Below are 16,589 nucleotides of genomic sequence, written 5' to 3'. Positions count from 1 at the left end.
TCATCGTTCCTTTACTGACCTAAAGTTGCGCCGCCATCAATCACCAGATCATGCATGGTGATGTGTGAAGCTTGATCGCTAATCAGGAACATCACGGCATTGGCGATGTCTTTGGTCAGCGCAATTTTTTGTAAGGGAATACCTACTTTGTACTGCGCTAAATTGCCATGAATGGTTTGCTGTTCACCTGAATCATCTTTCCAGAGTTGACGGAGCATGGGCGTTGCAGTTGAACCTGGTGAGACGATATTGACGCGCACGCCATATTCAGCCAGTTCCAAACCGACCGTTTTACTAAAACTGCTGAATGCGGCTTTTGATGCACCGTAAGCCGCCATATTGATGCGTGGCGCATGTACTGAATTGGACGACACCATGACAATGCTGCCTGCACGTTTGGCACGAAAATGTGGACTTAAATGTTTTAAGAAATAAAATGGCGCAAAGGTATTCACTTCAAAAGTTTGTTGCCAAGCTTCAATCGGCAAGGTGTCGTGACTATCCAAATGCAACACTCCTGCCGCATTGATGAAATAATCTGGCGCTAAAGTGTTGAGTAGTTTTTGACACAGATTTGAAATTTGCGATGAATCACGAACATCACATTGGTGTACTTCGTAACGGCCATTCTCGATAATGTTATTGGTGGACAGGTCAAAACCCACCACATAAATATTTTGAGCAATCAATTGTTGCATGATTTCTGCACCCATGCCCTGATTGACTCCAGTCACCCATGCAATTTTCTGAGTATTGGCTTGGATCGATGCTTGTGTTTGTACTTGTGTCATGATAACTCCTTATTCAAATGATGATTCATCTTGAAATTTATGAAGCAATCACGCTTTGAGCATCTTCAACGACACCCAAATTACGGTGTACATATTGCAAAGCAAATAAATGTTCTGTCAGACTAAAGTCAGCAACTGAATCTCCCACTACAAAAGGCTGTATACCATTCATAAAGGCTTCCGCAGCGGTTTGAAGGACACCAATATGGGCATATACACCACAAATAATCAGCTGATCTTTTTCTGTTTCTTTTAAAATCTTTTGCAGATCTGAATTGTAAAATGCACTATAACGCCATTTGGTCAGCACATGATCTTGTTGCGTTGGTGATAATTTTTCGACAATTTCAGCTTGTTCAGGATAAGCCGTTAAGCCAGGTCCCCACATGTCATTCAGCAAGGCACGATCTTCATCCTTTTGTTCTGCAGGCTGTGCGGTATAAAACACAGGAATATGATTTTCCATACACCATGTTTTCAGTTGGACGATATTATTGATCACATCCTGAATCAGTGGAGAATCTTCACCATAAAAATTAATGAAATAATCCTGCATATCGTGAATCAGTAAGGCTGCACGTTTTTTATCAATTTTCCATCTCACTTTGGCAGCGGGATAATCTTTTTTAAACGGAAGCGGGTAGCTTTGAATTTTTGGAATTGCCATGGTGATGCCTATTATCGTGTATCAGTTATAAAGTATGTCTTTGAGGAGTAATCTGGCGGTATATGCTATGAACCTGTATTGGGCTTAATCAAGTTTCACAAGTCGCATTCAAGGTTTTCAGTAAGGTTTGCATTTTTGCTTCTGTTTCATTCCACTCCAGTTCGGCTTCTGACCCTTTAACGATGCCTGCACCTGCGTATAATCGAAGATTGTTTTCTGTCAGCAGCCCGCAGCGAATCGTCACAACCCATTCACCGTTGCCTTCCGCATCCATCCAGCCAACCAGCCCTGCAAAATAATGACGGTCATAACCTTCATGTTTTAAAATAAAATCTTTGGCTAACTGGGTTGGAGCACCGCAAATTGCAGGGGTGGGATGAAGTGACAAAGCCAGTTCTAGAGCATTGGTCTGCTTTGATTTCAATTGACCTTCAAACACCGTGGACAGATGCATCATGGTGGTGGTTTTTAAAATCTCAGGTTTTTCTGAAAGGCTTAAATCCTGGCAAAATGGTTTTAAGTGTTTGAACACGCTATCGACAACAATTTGATGTTCATAAAGATCTTTTACTGATGCATAAAGATCATGAATTCGTGTTTGATTGATATGTTCATGATCACTCAAAGGACGTGAACCCGCTAAGGGATTGCTTCTTACCACCTGATCCTGTTTGAAAATCAGCAGTTCAGGACTTGCCCCTAAAAGATGTGCATTGCCTTCGACTGGAATTGCAAAACTAAAGGCATGCGCATTTTTTTGGGCCAAGGTTTGAACCAAGGTATAGGGGTTTTGTGGATGTTTAAGCTCAAAATCAACTGCCTGTGACAACACAATTTTTTCTAGATTATTTTTCTCAAACTGTTGTAAAGCTTCGTCTATCTTCTTTGCAAAATGTTCCCTTGCAACGAGTCGTTGCTGGCCATTCAAAGTCAATGAATGGTCCTTTTGATGTTTTGCAAGATCATTAACAGATTCAGCATATTGTTTTTGATGCTGACGATAAATATTGAGTGTAGACGGCTGTGCTGTATCAAATGGAATCGCACCCACTAAGACTGGATTTGTCGCTTTATCCTGAGATAAGCGACTAAATATATTTTGGATGGTCGTTAAGAGTTTTTCCTGATTTTCTGCAGCCAATCGAACTGTTTCGATAAGTTCAGAGGTATAAAGTTGATAGTCTTTTGTTAAAAAACAAGATGACTTGCAGTTTTGTATAGGTTCAAATGCATAATCAATTGATAAACTCATATCATTCATAAAGCCTCCTTTGCTATAACACGTGTGTAGTTTTAGTTGATCTATCATTAAAATTTTCTACACGAATCGGCTTGAAATAAATGATATTAAGAATCATTATTATTTAATACAAAGAATCGGATGTATTTTTTATAGTTATGGGAAACCTTATGATTTAAAAAAAAATTATCTTAGGTTTAGGAACAGCATTCAAACTTGATTTTAGAGTATCGGATTTCAGTCAAGTGATGAAAGAGGCCATTTATTGTTTTCTTTATATATGAATAGCTTAACGATTCACTCATTGACAAAAACTGAGCATTTATAACAACAAAATGCTATTGACTTGTCTGATGGTTTAAAATGAAAATGATTCTCGCTTATATTTAGCATGGACTTTCACAATGTCTATTTATATTGATTCGCACAAAGCAGTACTAAAACAAGTCGGTGATATATTTCTAGATATGTATTCACCTCTTCCCAATCACCATCTGAATCAATTTAATCCTTCAGATGGTGATGGTTACAGTGAAATTTATGATTTTGGGAAACTCTGCGTAGGTAAAGGCAAATATTGGATCGATCACCCATTAAAAATGAGTGCCGAAACGACCACCAATACTTTCGGAATCACGATTCTTCTTTCAGGTACGCATCACATTAAAAATCATTATAGTAATCATGAATATCAAATTCGTTCACCCATGATTATTTTGAGAAAAGGAAACCTAGGTTTACAGACCATTTATCTTCAAGAACACAAAAATATGGCTTTAATTACATTAGATTTTAATGAAACTTTTCTAGAAATTATGCAAGCCAATTTTCAGCATCATGATTTGGCAAAATTTTTCTTAGCGGATTCTAATCCTGCACTTAAAACCATCAATATTCCGAATAAAAATATACTTCATCAGGCACATTATTTATTAAATCTCCCTCCTGCACAGTCATCTATTGATTTATTGCATTTAGAAGGTGCAGCTTTAGAGCTGATGAGTCTATTATTGGACCAACATAGTAAGTCAAATCAAATTCCTGCCCCTATTCATAAAAGTATTGCAATTTTAGAGTCAGAATTTGAACAAAAAATCACGATTCGAACTTTGGCTAAGCGTGTTGGTATAAACGAATGTGATTTAAAGCGCCTATTTAAAGAATATACAGGAAAGACAATTGGTCATTATTTATTGGAAATTCGCATGAAACATGCTCAAATATTATTGAAAGATGGTGTTCCAATAGAAAATGTAGCCAATCAGATTGGTTACAGCAGCGCACAATACTTTAAGCAAATTTTTGAACGACATTTTGGTTATAATTGTTAATTTCGTTTCTAATATTTAGCCCAGTACTTTTATATACACCTTATAGCGCTTAGGTTTTTACCTGATTAAACACACATTAGATATTCTTTAAATGTTTTTTCATTTAATTTTTACTTGAAAATACAATGCATGATTTTATCGTCCATAAGATTTTTAAGTGCATGTAGATCATAATTTTCTGATTTGTCTGTTTCATACATCTTGTGATCTAAACGTAAGACTTGCTCATTTCGCTCTTTGGTGTATTGCTATCCAAATGGCATGGGTTCAGGCGGTATAAAATCTTGTTGCTCTATATAATAGCTGGATAGAACCCAGAGGGCGTAGAGCAAGAAGCTCGTTCAGTAAAGAGCAGGTTTGATTTCGTCCTTGTTTACCTGGCAAGTACACATACCAGAGGGTATTGGAATCAAACCAAATGAGGATATTTCCACAAATGATCAAAGCTTGGTTTTAAGAAGACAAATTGTTTGTACGATAGATTTTAGGTGCAGGCTTATTCATCTAGAAATTATATTGCTGAATAAGCCCTGTGAGATAGGTTTGTGTAATAAAACCCTTCATAGTCTAAAATGTTTTTAATTATTTACCAATTGATAAAAAATAAATTTTCAAACTATTCTTAATTTTAAAAAAGTCGGCGACTCTTGTTGAGTTTTTAGAATAAAAATTTATGCGTATAAAAGTGATCTAAATAGTCATAAATTTATATAATTAATGAAAAATAATATAAGCACATGTATTTAATAAAATTATTATAAAACATAATGATATAATTTATGTCGGTGACTCTTGTCAAGGTTGGGGGCGCGAGTTCGAGTCTCGTTTCCCGCTCCAGATTTTGAAAAGCCTCAATCGAAAGATTGGGACTTTTTCTTTTTGATTTATATAGTTTTTTCTCATCAGATTTAGAAATATGCAGGTTGCAATTACTCAGAAGTCTATTTCAAAGAATTACCATGACAAAAACATAAAATAAATCATTGATATTTATTATTTTTAAAAGTAATAAATATCTCCTAAATGCCTAAACACGCAAAAAATTAGATCAATATTTTCGCATAAATATCAGCCAATTCTTGACTATAAAGTTTATAGAGGATTGTATTATCCACAGTAAACAATCATTAAGTCAGATCCTGAATGTATTCGCAATTCTCTGACGGTCTTTAATCTTGCTCATGTTACTTGAGTGGGTAGATATTGTTAAACTATCCACACACATCTTCTGCCTATTTTACTTTTATGCAAAATGTTTACTCAGCCCCGCCCTCCCAAGTTGGTAAAGCATTGTTATGTTTAATGACATCCGCTTTACTGTTTTCAATTATGGGAGTTTGTATTCGTTTTGCCTCACATACAGTTGATAACCCCACCATTGTTTTTTTCCGCAATGCTGTTGGGCTATTCATATTTATTCCTATGCTATTTAAGCAAGGCATGGGATTTATTAAAACAAATAAGCTGTGGATGCATACGTGGCGCAGTGTAGTGGGTTTGGCAGCCATGTATGGCTTTTTCTATGCTATTGCCAATTTAAAACTATCAAATGCTATGGTGTTTAGTTATTCCTCACCTATTTTTATTCCCCTCATTGCTTGGTTGTTTCTCAAAGAGAAGATCACAACATCGATGATTTTGGCTGCGGTACTGGGTTTAATTGGGGTTTTATTCGTTGCCAAACCAGATCAAGGTTTATTAAATACATTGTCTTTTATTGGACTCGGAGCTTGTTTTCTTTCAGCAATGGCATTTGTAACAGTACGGGCGTTAACTAATACCGAACCTCCAGAACGGATCGTATTTTATTTTTGTATTTTTGGGACTTTGATTTCTTCTATTCCCATGTTTTGGCACTGGCGAATTTTTAACTGGCATGAACTCAGCCTGTTGATTGCAGCGGGCCTTCTTGCCAATATCAGTCAATTATTTATGTCCTATGCATATAGTCTGGCTCCCGCAGGACAAATCGGCCCAATGAATTATATTGCGATTGTATTCGCGGGAATATGGGGCTTCATATTCTGGCACGAGCTACCAGATTTCTTTACGATTATTGGGATAATGATTATTTTATTTGCTATTTTACTGTGCAATCCTTACATCCAGAAGAAATTGTTTGGGCAGCCACCTCTCTCTTAGATATAAGATATAGCAATTACTTTATAGTTTAATTGGTTACAGATTTTTCTGAATATGTAACCATGTCACCGAGAAAAGAATGTCTAACCCTAAAAAGTAAAACAAAAAAATTCAAATCTAAAAATGAATAGTTCAAAATGGTCAAGGATCACAAAGTTTAAGATCATACTTTTTAGCAAAATGATCTCCTCTTTTATGTTTAAGCATAGAGGAGAAACCATGTTCTATTCAAAAATAGCCGCTGTTAAATTAAGCTCAATTTGCATCATTTCCTGCAACTTAAATTTTTGTGCCTTGCCTGAAGCAGTAAGCGGGAACTCGGTTAGAAATTTGATGTAGCGTGGTACTTTATTATGTGAAATATGCTCCTTACAAAAACGACGAATGCTGTCTTCATCCGCTTGATGATGCTCATGCAAAATAATACAGGCACATAATTCTTCCCCATAACGCAAATCTGGCAAACCAATGACTTGCACATCACTGACATCTGGATGTGTATATAAAAAATCTTCGATTTCTTTGGGAAAAAGGTTCTCACCACCACGAATCACTACATCTTTAATTCGACCCTTGATTTTGACAAAACCTTTGTCATCCATTTCAGCAATATCACCCGTATGCATCCAGCCTGCTGCATCGATGACTTCTTTGGTTTTTTCAAGTTCATCCCAATAGCCCGCCATGACCGAATAGCCCCGTACACATAACTCTCCCAATGTACCTATTGGCGTAATTTCCCCCTCAAGGTTTATAATTTTAATTTCAATATGAGGATGGACATGTCCGACTGTGCTTACTCGTTTATCAATAGAATCATTAATATAACTTTGCACGCTCACGGGCGAGGTTTCTGTCATACCGTAACAAATAGTGATATCAGACATGTGCATGTGTTCAATCACACGCTGCATAATCTCACGTGGACACGGACTGCCCGCCATAATCCCTGTACGTAAGCTGGATAAATCAAACTCATTAAATTGCTCATGTTCCAAAATGGCAATAAACATGGTCGGCACACCATATGCTGCGGTACATTTTTCCTGATGAATAGTTTTTAAAGTTTCTAGCGGATTAAATACAGCAGATGGATACACCATGGTTGAGCCATGCGTAATACAGGCCAAATTCCCCATCACCATCCCGAAACAATGAAATAATGGAACGGAAATGCACACTCGATCCTGAGCGGTTAAACGAATTCCTTCACCAACAAAATAACCATTATTTAAAATATTATGGTGTGTCAACATGGTTCCTTTCGGGTTACCTGTGGTGCCAGAAGTAAACTGAATATTAATGGGTTCATCAAATTGTAGTTGCTGGGCTAAATGCCGTAAATCATTCAGCTGCGATTGATTCGGTGTTTCAAGCAAATCATTAAAACGATATATCCCTGTCTGTTGCTGATCATCTATTTTTATTACACATTTTAAATGCGGTAAGCGCTCTAAATGCAGAATTTTATCGTGACTATGTGTCAACTCTGGTGCAATTTTATTCAGCAATTCTTGATAATCTGTGGTTTTAAATTGTGCAGCAATAATCAGCCCTTTGCATGACACTTTATTTAAAACATACTCCAGTTCATGACTTTTATAAGCAGTATTCAGGTTCACCAAAATAATGCCTGCTTTAAAAGCAGCAAATTGTGCCACCGTCCATTCGACACAATTCGGTGACCAAATCGCTAGACGCTCTCCTTTTTGAAAACCCAATTTCAATAGACTACAGGCAAAAGCATTTACCTCATTCTGTAACTGCTGATAAGTCAATCTTCTGCCCTGATGTGAGCTGATTATTGCCTCTTGCTCTGCATATTGTAGACAAGCCTGATCAAATTTTTCTCCAATCGTCACTCCTAATAGAGGCTGTGAACTTGTTCCTGAGGCATAGCTTAACCGTACATGTTGCATTGAATCATTCTCCTTGATTCTTTGTAATTCTGTTCTTACCCGATCTAATTGTTGTTACTGCAACTACCTTTCAAACTGCCTATTTTTGTGATTTTAACTGGTATATCTGCCCTACTTTTTCTGTACTGCATTCACACAAAAGTCAGCAATGTGTTTAGAAAAATAGTCTTTATGTTGCTGATCAAACTTAGTATTTTGGGCTGGATCTAAAGGCTCAACAACCACATAGGTCATAGCAGCAACAACACACAATGCTGTGGTATTTAAATCATCCAACACAAATTCACCGCTTGCATTTCCATCCGCAAGGATTTTTTTAATACTCTGTTTGATCAATTGTTTTACGCGGAAACGCTCATGCTCCACCATTGAATCAACAGGCTCAAACATCAGTGAATAAGCCAACCGAGGGCTATTTAATGCCCGTTTGACAAAGGTCGCGACTGCTTTATGCAATTTTTGTTGTGCCGTCAGCTCACTTTCTGTGATTGCATCAATCACCAACAATTCGGTATTGATGGCTTCTGACAGCACCTCAATCAGTACCTGACTTTTATTGTCAAAATAACGATAAACCAGACCACTTGAGACACCTGCCTGCTCAGCAATCGTTTGTATCTGTGCGTCCTTAAACCCTCCTTCTGAAATTAATTGTCTGGCTGAACTCAAAATCGCTTTGCGATTTTGTTCCATCCGCTCCTGCATTAAAGATGATCGTTTATAGCTCATAAATTTTATTCTCTACCAAACAAAATGAATTGTAAATCAATTTATGAATTAGTATTCACTTTTTTAAAAATTCATTGTAAGGTACTTCATAAGCACATACAACAACGCTTATGGAACAACAACTATAACCAAAGGGATGAGAACAGAATGAACCTACGCAGCTTAAATTTCGGTCTGGATGAAACTTTAATTGCTCTACAAGACTCTGTCGCAGCATTTTGTGCCAAGGAAATTGCACCGATTGCTCAACAAGTGGATCAAGATAATCAATTTCCAGCCCATCTCTGGAAAAAATTTGGCGATATGGGTTTGTTGGGACTCACTGTTTCTGAAGCATATGGCGGTACTAATCTTGGCTATTTAGCGCACATCATTGTGATGCAGGAAATCTCTCGTGCATCGGCCTCTATTGGCCTTTCTTACGGTGCACATTCCAATTTATGTATTAACCAAATTAACCGAAACGGTAGCGAGCAACAAAAACAAAAGTACTTACCGAAACTGATTTCAGGTGAATTTGTGGGTGCTTTGGCAATGTCTGAGCCAAACGCAGGTTCGGATGTGATCAGTATGAAACTCCGTGCAGAACAAAAAGATAATCATTTTATTTTAAATGGCTCAAAAATGTGGATCACCAATGGCGGTGATGCAGATGTACTGGTGGTTTACGCAAAAACTGATCCACAGGCGGGCGCTAAAGGCATGACTGCATTCCTTATTGAAAAAGATATGCCGGGCTTTAGTCATGGCAAGCATTTGGACAAACTTGGTATGCGTGGTTCCAATACTTATCCGTTGTTTTTTGACAATGTCGACGTCCCTGCCGAAAACGTGCTCGGTGGTGTAGGAAACGGTGCAAAAGTGCTCATGAGTGGTCTGGACTATGAACGTGCAGTGTTGAGTGCTGGCCCACTCGGCATTATGGATGCCTGTTTGGATGTAGTCATTCCTTACTTACATGAACGTGAACAGTTTGGGCAGGCTTTAGGTGAATTTCAACTCATGCAAGGCAAACTGGCAGATATGTATTCTACTTGGTTGGCATGCAAGGCTTTGGTCTATGCTGTTGGTACAGCCTGTGACAAAGCTGATCATGACCGTAGCCTACGTAAAGATGCAGCAAGTGCGATTTTATATGCAGCAGAAAAAGCCACTTGGATGGCAGGTGAAACCATTCAAACCCTCGGTGGTAATGGTTATATCAATGAATTCGCGGCAGGTCGCTTATGGCGCGATGCCAAACTTTATGAAATTGGTGCAGGGACTTCAGAAATTCGCCGCATGTTGATTGGACGCGAACTGTTTAATGAAACCAAATAATAATGATCAATCAGGATGCCGCTTATGAACCCATTACACAGTAAAATTAATATTCGAGGTGAAGACTTCAAAACCAATCAACACGCCATGCAAACATTGGTCAGCGATCTAAAACAAGTGGCTCAAAAAGTAGCTTTAGGTGGTGGAGAAAATGCCCAACAAAAGCATTTGGACAGAGGCAAACTTTTACCACGTGATCGTATTGATCAACTGATTGATGTCGGTACAGCTTTTCTAGAAATTGGTCAGTTAGCTGCTTATAAGGTTTATGAAGATGATATTCCTGCTGCGGGCGTGATTGCAGGTATTGGGCAAGTGAACGGTATAACCTGCATGATTGTTGCCAATGATGCAACGGTAAAAGGGGGTACCTATTATCCACTTACCGTGAAAAAGCATTTACGTGCACAAGAAATTGCTGAACAAAATCACTTGCCATGTATTTATCTGGTGGATTCGGGGGGCGCTTTTTTACCGATGCAAGATGAGGTATTTCCAGATCGGGATCATTTTGGACGTATTTTTTATAATCAAGCCCGTATGTCTAGTCTAGGTATTGCACAGATTGCTGTAGTCATGGGTAGTTGTACTGCTGGTGGTGCTTATGTGCCCGCTATGTCAGATGAAACTATTATTGTGCGTAACCAAGGTACTATTTTCTTGGGCGGCCCGCCACTGGTGAAAGCCGCGACTGGTGAAGTGGTTAGCAGTGAAGACTTGGGAGGGGGCGATGTACATACTCGCCTTTCAGGAGTTGCCGATCATTTGGCTGAAAATGATGAACATGCGCTTGCCATTGCACGTAATATTGTTTCCAATCTCAATAAAAAACCAAATGACTTAAATAAGCAGTTTGATGAACCCCTCTTTGATGCAAGCGAACTTTATGGCGTAATTCCAAGTGATGCGCGTAAACCTTTTGATGTACGCGAAGTGATTGCACGGATTGTTGATGGTTCATGTTTTGATGAATTTAAAGCGCGCTTTGGCCCTACTTTAATTACTGGTTTTGCCTCACTTTACGGCATACCTGTCGGGATAATTGCCAATAACGGGATTCTATTTTCCGAGTCCGCACAAAAAGGTGCACATTTTATTGAACTCTGCACCCAACGCAATATCCCTTTGTTATTTATACAAAATATTACTGGCTTTATGGTCGGGCGCCAATATGAGAATGAAGGTATTGCCAAGCACGGAGCTAAATTGGTTATGGCGGTTGCCACGGCCAATGTCCCCAAGCTCACCCTGATTATTGGTGGTTCTTTTGGTGCAGGTAATTATGGAATGTGTGGCCGTGCCTATTCACCACGCTTTTTATGGACATGGCCAAACTCTCGTATTTCGGTGATGGGTGGTGAACAGGCTGCTAGTGTTCTTTCAACCTTAAAGCGTGATCAGATTGAACAAAAAGGTGCGCAATGGTCAGCACAAGAGGAAGATCAGTTCAAACAACCGATTCGTGAACAATATGAACGCCAAGGCCATCCGTACTATGCCTCTGCCCGCCTTTGGGATGATGGTGTTATTGACCCTGCTCACACCCGTCATGTACTCGGTTTAAGTCTTGCTGCGGCGATGAATGCTCCAATCCAACCCACCAAGTTTGGCGTGTTCCGCATGTAGGAGATATGTATGAGCTATCAATTTTTACAACTGGAACAACACGGTCAAGTTGCTTATGTTTGGCTGAATCGCCCTGAACTGCATAATGCTTTCAATACCACGGTGATTGAGGAGTTACATGCCTGTTTTAACAGTCTCAATACACGGGATGATATTCGTGTGGTGGTGTTAGGTGGACGTGGTAAAAGTTTTTCAGCTGGTGCCGATTTAAACTGGATGAAACAGGCAGGTCAGGCTTCTACTATAGAAAATGAAGCCGATGCGCTAAAGCTTGCACAGATGCTAAATGCCCTCGCTACTTTAAAACAACCCAGCATTGCTCGGGTGCATGGCATAGCTTTTGGTGGCGGCATGGGTTTAGCATCGGCATGTGATATTTGTATTGCTAGCAGTGAAGCCAAATTCGCCACATCAGAAGTTCGACTCGGTCTTGCACCATCGACCATCAGTCCTTATGTGATTCGTGCCATCGGTGCACGACAAGCCTCTCGTTATTTTTTAACTGCTGAACGTATTTCTGCACATGAAGCCAAACAGATAGGGTTAGTACATGAAGTCGCAGATGCAGAAGATTTAGACAGAAAAGTTCAAGACATCATTGATGCGTTGTTACTCGGTGGACCACACGCTCAGACAGCATCAAAACAACTCATTCAAATGATTAATCATCAAAGCATGAGTGAGGATTTACTCAAGCAGACTGCACAGCATATTGCTCAAGTTCGTCAAGGCAGCGAAGCCAAAGAAGGCCTGAATGCCTTTTTGAATAAACAACAACCTGCATGGACTTCTACTCCCCAATAACAACAATTCAGGACGATCACAATGTTTGAAAAGATTTTAATTGCGAACCGTGGTGAGATAGCCTGTCGCGTCATTCGCACTGCAAAAAAACTTGGTATTGCAACAGTTGCGGTTTATTCAGATGCAGATGCAGATGCACAACATGTCAAACTGGCAGATGAAGCGATTTATATTGGCCAATCTCCTGCAACACAAAGTTATTTACAAGTTGATCGTATTATTCAAGCAGCCCTTGATACAGGCAGTCAAGCGATTCATCCAGGGTATGGTTTCCTTTCCGAAAATGATCAGTTTGCATTGGCCTGCCAACAGCACGGTATTTGTTTCATCGGCCCACCAGTCGCTGCAATTTTAGCAATGGGTCTAAAAGCCACCTCTAAAGTTCTCATGGAAAAAGCAGGGGTTCCTTTAACACCGGGTTATCACGGAACCAACCAAGATGCTGAGTTTTTAAAACAGCAAGCCGATACCATTGGCTATCCTGTACTAATTAAGGCCAGCGCAGGTGGTGGCGGTAAAGGCATGAGCTTGGTCGAACGGAGCGAGGATTTCCTACAGGCTCTTGCTTCGTGCAAACGTGAAGCAAAATCCAGCTTTGGTAACGATGATGTGCTGATTGAACACTATGTGATTCAACCGCGGCATATTGAAGTACAAGTCTTTGGTGATATGCATGGCAATTATGTACATTTGTTTGAACGTGATTGTTCCGTACAACGCCGTCATCAAAAAGTCTTAGAAGAAGCCCCTGCTCCACAAATGCCAGAAGCTAAACTGGACGCGATGCGTCAAGCTGCGATTGATGCAGCACGTGCTGTTGATTATGTGGGCGCAGGTACAGTTGAATTTATTGTGGAACAGGATGGGACCGCCTACTTCATGGAAATGAATACGCGTCTGCAAGTTGAGCACCCTGTTACTGAAATGATCACAGGTGAAGACCTCGTGGAATGGCAACTGCGTGTCGCAGATGGTGAGCCTTTGCCAAAACTGCAACATGAGTTAAAAATTCATGGGCATGCACTCGAGGCACGTATTTATGCCGAACAACCAGAAAAGGGCTTCTTGCCTGCCATCGGCAAAATTGACTATTTACATTACCCAACTCAGAACCCGTATGTACGCGTCGATAGCGGGATTGTTGAGGGCGATGAAATCACCACTTACTATGACCCAATGATTGCCAAATTGATCGTTTGGGGTGAAAACCGTGAAGCTGCTTTAATTCAAATGCAACATGCGTTAAGCCAATTTCATGTAGATGGTTTAGGCAACAACATCTCATTTTTACAACGTATCGTAAGCTGTGATTCATTTAAGCAAGCTAAACTTGATACTAATTTGATTCAACGTGAGCACGACTTTTTATTTCGCCATAAAAGTATTCAGCCAGAACTGATCGTTGCGACCGCCTTTATTGAATTTTTAAGCAAACTCAATAATCACTGCTCGAACCAAAAACAATTATGGCAAGCACAGCCTTTATGGCGTTTAAATATTGCGTTCCAGCAAAAGATGAAACTGATCTATTTAGACCAGAACATTGAAATCAAGATTGCCGCTGCGGAACAGGGTTTTTATGCTGAATATAAGGGTCAAAGCTATCAGATTTCAGGTCAACTACTAGATGCACATACAGCAACTGTAAAGATCAATGCTAAGCGGCAAATATTGGCATTTAATCAAAGCCAGCACGGTATTACCCTATTTCATGGCGCGCAAAGCCATTCTTTTGAGTATATCCGAGTGGACTATACTCAAGCTGATCAGCAGACCGAACAAGGACATCTGAAAGCCCCAATGCCAGGCGTCATTACTCAGGTATTAGTGACTGCCAATCAGAGCGTTAAAAAAGACGATATTTTAATGACGCTGGAAGCCATGAAAATGGAATATAGCATTCGTGCACCTCAAGACGGTGTCATTGTCGATGCCTATTTCCAAGTCGGTGATCAGGTCAAAGCAGGCGATGAACTAGTCGAATTTCAACCCGCTGAGGAGGAAGTTGCATGACGGAGTTTGTCAAAATCGTAGAAGTGGGCCCCAGAGATGGCTTACAAAATGAAAAACAGGCTTTAACTGTAGAACAGCGTTTAAATTTTATTTCTGATCTGGTAGATGCAGGTTTAAAATTTATAGAAGTCGGCTCCTGTGTCTCAGCCAAATGGGTACCTCAAATGGCTCACAGTGATGAACTTTTCCAGCAACTGCCAAAACATTCAGATGTACAATTTAGTTTACTTACGCCGAATCTTAAAGGGTTCGAAATCGCTCAGGCGGTCGGTTGTAAAGAAGTTGCGGTTTTTACCGCAGCATCTGAAAGTTTTACCCGTAAAAATATTAATTGCTCAATTGATGGAAGTTTTGAAAAATTTGCCGATGTCATGGCCGCAGCCAAAGCCCAGAATATCCGTGTTCGCGGCTATGTTTCCTGTGTCATTGACTGTCCCTATGAAGGAGCGATTGCACCCGAACAAGTGGTCAAAGTCGTTAAGCGGCTTTACGACTTGGGATGTTACGAAGTTTCCTTAGGAGAAACTATGGGTACAGCTACGCCTAATCGTGTTCAAACGCTTTGGCAAGCGTGTTTAGCTGAACTCAATAGCGATGTATTGGCTGGGCATTTTCATAATACTTATGGCATGGCGATTGCAAATATTTATCAATCCTTACAACAAGGCATTCGGGTATTTGATTCATCCCTCGCAGGACTTGGCGGCTGTCCATACGCCAAAGGTGCGTCGGGCAATATTGCTACGGAAGATCTGTTTTACTTGCTTTCACATATGGGGTTTGAAACCGGAATCAATCTGGAAAAGCTGATGCAAGCCAGCCAGCGGATTAGTCAGACTTTACAACGACGGACATCATCCCAATATGCTCAGGCTTATTTAGCTTAAGCGTCTAAAATATGGCTGCTAATCTCATGGTCTTTGCATCCTAGCCGTGGAAAAACATGCTGTGAATCTAAAAAGACAAGATAGCTTTATATTTAAGCTGTCTTGTCTAGCATATTCAGTATTTAAGCATACTATAATGCGACTGATCCATCACAGCGCTTTAAATTAAGCGGCAATAAACTGCTGTAAAATTTGATTGAATTGCTCGGGTTGTTCGACATTAGAAATATGCGAAGCACTGATTTCGGCCAGTTGAGCATTGGCAATGTGTTGTTGCATCCATTTTCCATCAGCAACAGTTGTAACAGGATCCTGCTGACCTGCAATAATTAACACAGGAATATTGATTTTCACCAATTCATCACGTAAATCTGCCAATGCCAAAGCGTCACAACAGTTAGCGTAACCGTCAGCGCTGCCCGCAGCCAAATCATTTGAAAGCGTCTCTACAACAACCAAATGCTGCTGAATAAAATCTGCTGTAAACCAGCGTGATGCAGCCGTTTCAGCAATCGGCTTTAAACCTTGTTCACGAACCAGTTTGGCACGATCCTGCCATGCCTGCGCCTGACCAATTTTGGCTGCAGTATTGGCAATAATCACATGGGCAAAACGCTCAGGATAATGGATAGCTAACCATTGCCCTGTCAGCCCGCCCATGGAGATACCACAAAAAGTTGCTTTGGCAATATGAAGATGATCCAACAGTTGAATTACGTCATTCCCTAACTGATCTAAAGTATAAGCGCCTTGCGGGGTAGAAGATGCACCATGACCACGAGTGTCATAACAAATCACAAAGAAGTTCTGCTTAAAATAATTAAACTGTTTTTGCCACATGCCCAAATTTGTTCCCAAAGAATTTGAGAAAATCAGGGCAGGTTTATGAGCCTCACCAAAAGTTTGATAATGCAACATGACGTCTTGTGATGTAATTTGATCTTTAAAAGTAACGGTTGGCATTGTTCGCTCCCTAAACCCGCTCAATAATCAAGGCAATACCCTGACCCACCCCAATACACATTGAACACAAGGCATATTTGCCCCCTGTTTGTTCAAGCTGATTTAACGCAGTGGTCACCAAACGTGCTCCTGATGCGCCCAATGGATGACCCAGTGC

At 40.0% G+C, this 16,589-nt stretch carries 12 protein-coding genes and 3 pseudogenes; 7 read left to right on the top strand and 8 right to left on the bottom strand.

The window, feature by feature from the left end; all coding sequences use genetic code 11:
- Positions 1-11 precede the first annotated feature (11 nt).
- The 3 genes from dhbA to IAE19_RS15020 form a co-directional block, all read right to left on the bottom strand.
- Positions 12-791 carry a 2,3-dihydro-2,3-dihydroxybenzoate dehydrogenase gene (gene dhbA, locus IAE19_RS15030; RefSeq protein ID WP_200461724.1) on the bottom strand — a complete coding sequence of 260 codons (780 nt, stop codon included), beginning with the start codon at positions 789-791 and terminating at the stop codon, positions 12-14.
- A gap of 37 nt (positions 792-828) precedes the next feature.
- A complete protein-coding gene (locus IAE19_RS15025; protein ID WP_200461723.1) occupies positions 829-1,458 on the bottom strand; it encodes an isochorismatase family protein in 630 nt (209 codons plus the stop codon).
- An 88-nt stretch (positions 1,459-1,546) separates the two neighbouring features.
- Positions 1,547-2,719: an isochorismate synthase MenF gene (locus tag IAE19_RS15020; protein ID WP_200461722.1), complete on the bottom strand. Its 1,173-nt coding sequence runs from the start codon at positions 2,717-2,719 to the stop codon at positions 1,547-1,549.
- Between the two features lie 383 nt (positions 2,720-3,102).
- Here IAE19_RS15020 and IAE19_RS15015 point away from each other — a divergent pair, with 383 nt between their 5' ends.
- Positions 3,103-4,029 (top strand): helix-turn-helix domain-containing protein, encoded by a 927-nt coding sequence (locus IAE19_RS15015; protein ID WP_200461721.1) that lies wholly within the window; start codon positions 3,103-3,105, stop codon positions 4,027-4,029.
- A 348-nt stretch (positions 4,030-4,377) separates the two neighbouring features.
- On the opposite strand, the pseudogene IAE19_RS16675 reads toward IAE19_RS15015, so the two are convergent.
- Positions 4,378-4,533 (bottom strand): annotated as a pseudogene (locus IAE19_RS16675) (IS5/IS1182 family transposase); the annotation flags it as partial.
- 741 nt (positions 4,534-5,274) lie between these two features.
- Here IAE19_RS16675 and IAE19_RS15010 point away from each other — a divergent pair.
- A complete protein-coding gene (locus IAE19_RS15010; protein WP_200461741.1) occupies positions 5,275-6,171 on the top strand; it encodes a DMT family transporter in 897 nt (298 codons plus the stop codon).
- 224 nt (positions 6,172-6,395) lie between these two features.
- On the opposite strand, the gene IAE19_RS15005 is transcribed toward IAE19_RS15010, so the two are convergent.
- Positions 6,396-8,090: an AMP-binding protein gene (locus IAE19_RS15005; RefSeq protein ID WP_200461720.1), complete on the bottom strand. Its 1,695-nt coding sequence runs from the start codon at positions 8,088-8,090 to the stop codon at positions 6,396-6,398.
- A 111-nt stretch (positions 8,091-8,201) separates the two neighbouring features.
- Positions 8,202-8,819, bottom strand: a complete 618-nt coding sequence (locus tag IAE19_RS15000; protein ID WP_200461719.1) for a TetR/AcrR family transcriptional regulator — start codon at positions 8,817-8,819, stop codon at positions 8,202-8,204.
- A gap of 147 nt (positions 8,820-8,966) precedes the next feature.
- Here IAE19_RS15000 and IAE19_RS14995 point away from each other — a divergent pair, with 147 nt between their 5' ends.
- The 5 genes and pseudogenes from IAE19_RS14995 to IAE19_RS14975 all read left to right on the top strand — a co-directional run bounded on the left by IAE19_RS14995 (position 8,967) and on the right by IAE19_RS14975 (position 15,469).
- Positions 8,967-10,139 (top strand): isovaleryl-CoA dehydrogenase, encoded by a 1,173-nt coding sequence (locus IAE19_RS14995; RefSeq protein ID WP_200461718.1) that lies wholly within the window; start codon positions 8,967-8,969, stop codon positions 10,137-10,139.
- Positions 10,140-10,163: 24 nt separating this feature from the next.
- Complete coding sequence (locus tag IAE19_RS14990) at positions 10,164-11,765, top strand: carboxyl transferase domain-containing protein (protein WP_200461717.1); 1,602 nt, start codon at positions 10,164-10,166, stop codon at positions 11,763-11,765.
- 9 nt (positions 11,766-11,774) lie between these two features.
- Positions 11,775-12,609, top strand: a pseudogene (locus tag IAE19_RS14985) (enoyl-CoA hydratase/isomerase family protein).
- Entirely contained in the window at positions 12,591-14,582 is a 1,992-nt protein-coding gene (locus IAE19_RS14980) for an acetyl/propionyl/methylcrotonyl-CoA carboxylase subunit alpha (RefSeq protein WP_200461715.1), read from the top strand. Before IAE19_RS14985 ends, IAE19_RS14980 begins: the two are co-directional and overlap by 19 nt.
- Positions 14,579-15,469 carry a hydroxymethylglutaryl-CoA lyase gene (locus tag IAE19_RS14975; protein WP_200461714.1) on the top strand — a complete coding sequence of 297 codons (891 nt, stop codon included), beginning with the start codon at positions 14,579-14,581 and terminating at the stop codon, positions 15,467-15,469. Before IAE19_RS14980 ends, IAE19_RS14975 begins: the two co-directional genes overlap by 4 nt.
- A gap of 165 nt (positions 15,470-15,634) precedes the next feature.
- Here the strand turns inward: IAE19_RS14975 and pcaD are convergent, their stop codons facing one another.
- Entirely contained in the window at positions 15,635-16,432 is a 798-nt protein-coding gene (gene pcaD, locus IAE19_RS14970; RefSeq protein ID WP_200461713.1) for a 3-oxoadipate enol-lactonase, read from the bottom strand.
- A gap of 10 nt (positions 16,433-16,442) precedes the next feature.
- Positions 16,443-16,589: pseudogene (locus IAE19_RS14965) on the bottom strand (acetyl-CoA C-acyltransferase); the annotation flags it as partial.

Origin of the sequence: Acinetobacter sp. S40 (genome assembly GCF_016624705.1) — a bacterium.
In the GTDB taxonomy this organism is placed as follows: domain Bacteria; phylum Pseudomonadota; class Gammaproteobacteria; order Pseudomonadales; family Moraxellaceae; genus Acinetobacter.
Note: the sequence above shows the minus strand (reverse complement) of the source record. Positions and strands in the feature narration are given on the sequence as shown.

Excerpts from the sequence above, each read along its gene's own strand:
- IAE19_RS14980 (WP_200461715.1), top strand. The coding sequence starts at position 12,591 with ATGTTTGAAAAGATTTTAATTGCGAACCGTGGTGAGATAGCCTGTCGC.
- IAE19_RS15010 (WP_200461741.1), top strand. The coding sequence starts at position 5,275 with ATGCAAAATGTTTACTCAGCCCCGCCCTCCCAAGTTGGTAAAGCATTG.
- dhbA (WP_200461724.1), bottom strand. The coding sequence starts at position 791 with ATGACACAAGTACAAACACAAGCATCGATCCAAGCCAATACTCAGAAA.
- IAE19_RS15015 (WP_200461721.1), top strand. The coding sequence starts at position 3,103 with ATGTCTATTTATATTGATTCGCACAAAGCAGTACTAAAACAAGTCGGT.
- IAE19_RS15020 (WP_200461722.1), bottom strand. The coding sequence starts at position 2,719 with ATGAATGATATGAGTTTATCAATTGATTATGCATTTGAACCTATACAA.
- IAE19_RS15005 (WP_200461720.1), bottom strand. The coding sequence starts at position 8,090 with ATGCAACATGTACGGTTAAGCTATGCCTCAGGAACAAGTTCACAGCCT.
- pcaD (WP_200461713.1), bottom strand. The coding sequence starts at position 16,432 with ATGCCAACCGTTACTTTTAAAGATCAAATTACATCACAAGACGTCATG.
- IAE19_RS14990 (WP_200461717.1), top strand. The coding sequence starts at position 10,164 with ATGAACCCATTACACAGTAAAATTAATATTCGAGGTGAAGACTTCAAA.
- IAE19_RS14975 (WP_200461714.1), top strand. The coding sequence starts at position 14,579 with ATGACGGAGTTTGTCAAAATCGTAGAAGTGGGCCCCAGAGATGGCTTA.
- IAE19_RS14995 (WP_200461718.1), top strand. The coding sequence starts at position 8,967 with ATGAACCTACGCAGCTTAAATTTCGGTCTGGATGAAACTTTAATTGCT.
- IAE19_RS15025 (WP_200461723.1), bottom strand. The coding sequence starts at position 1,458 with ATGGCAATTCCAAAAATTCAAAGCTACCCGCTTCCGTTTAAAAAAGAT.
- IAE19_RS15000 (WP_200461719.1), bottom strand. The coding sequence starts at position 8,819 with ATGAGCTATAAACGATCATCTTTAATGCAGGAGCGGATGGAACAAAAT.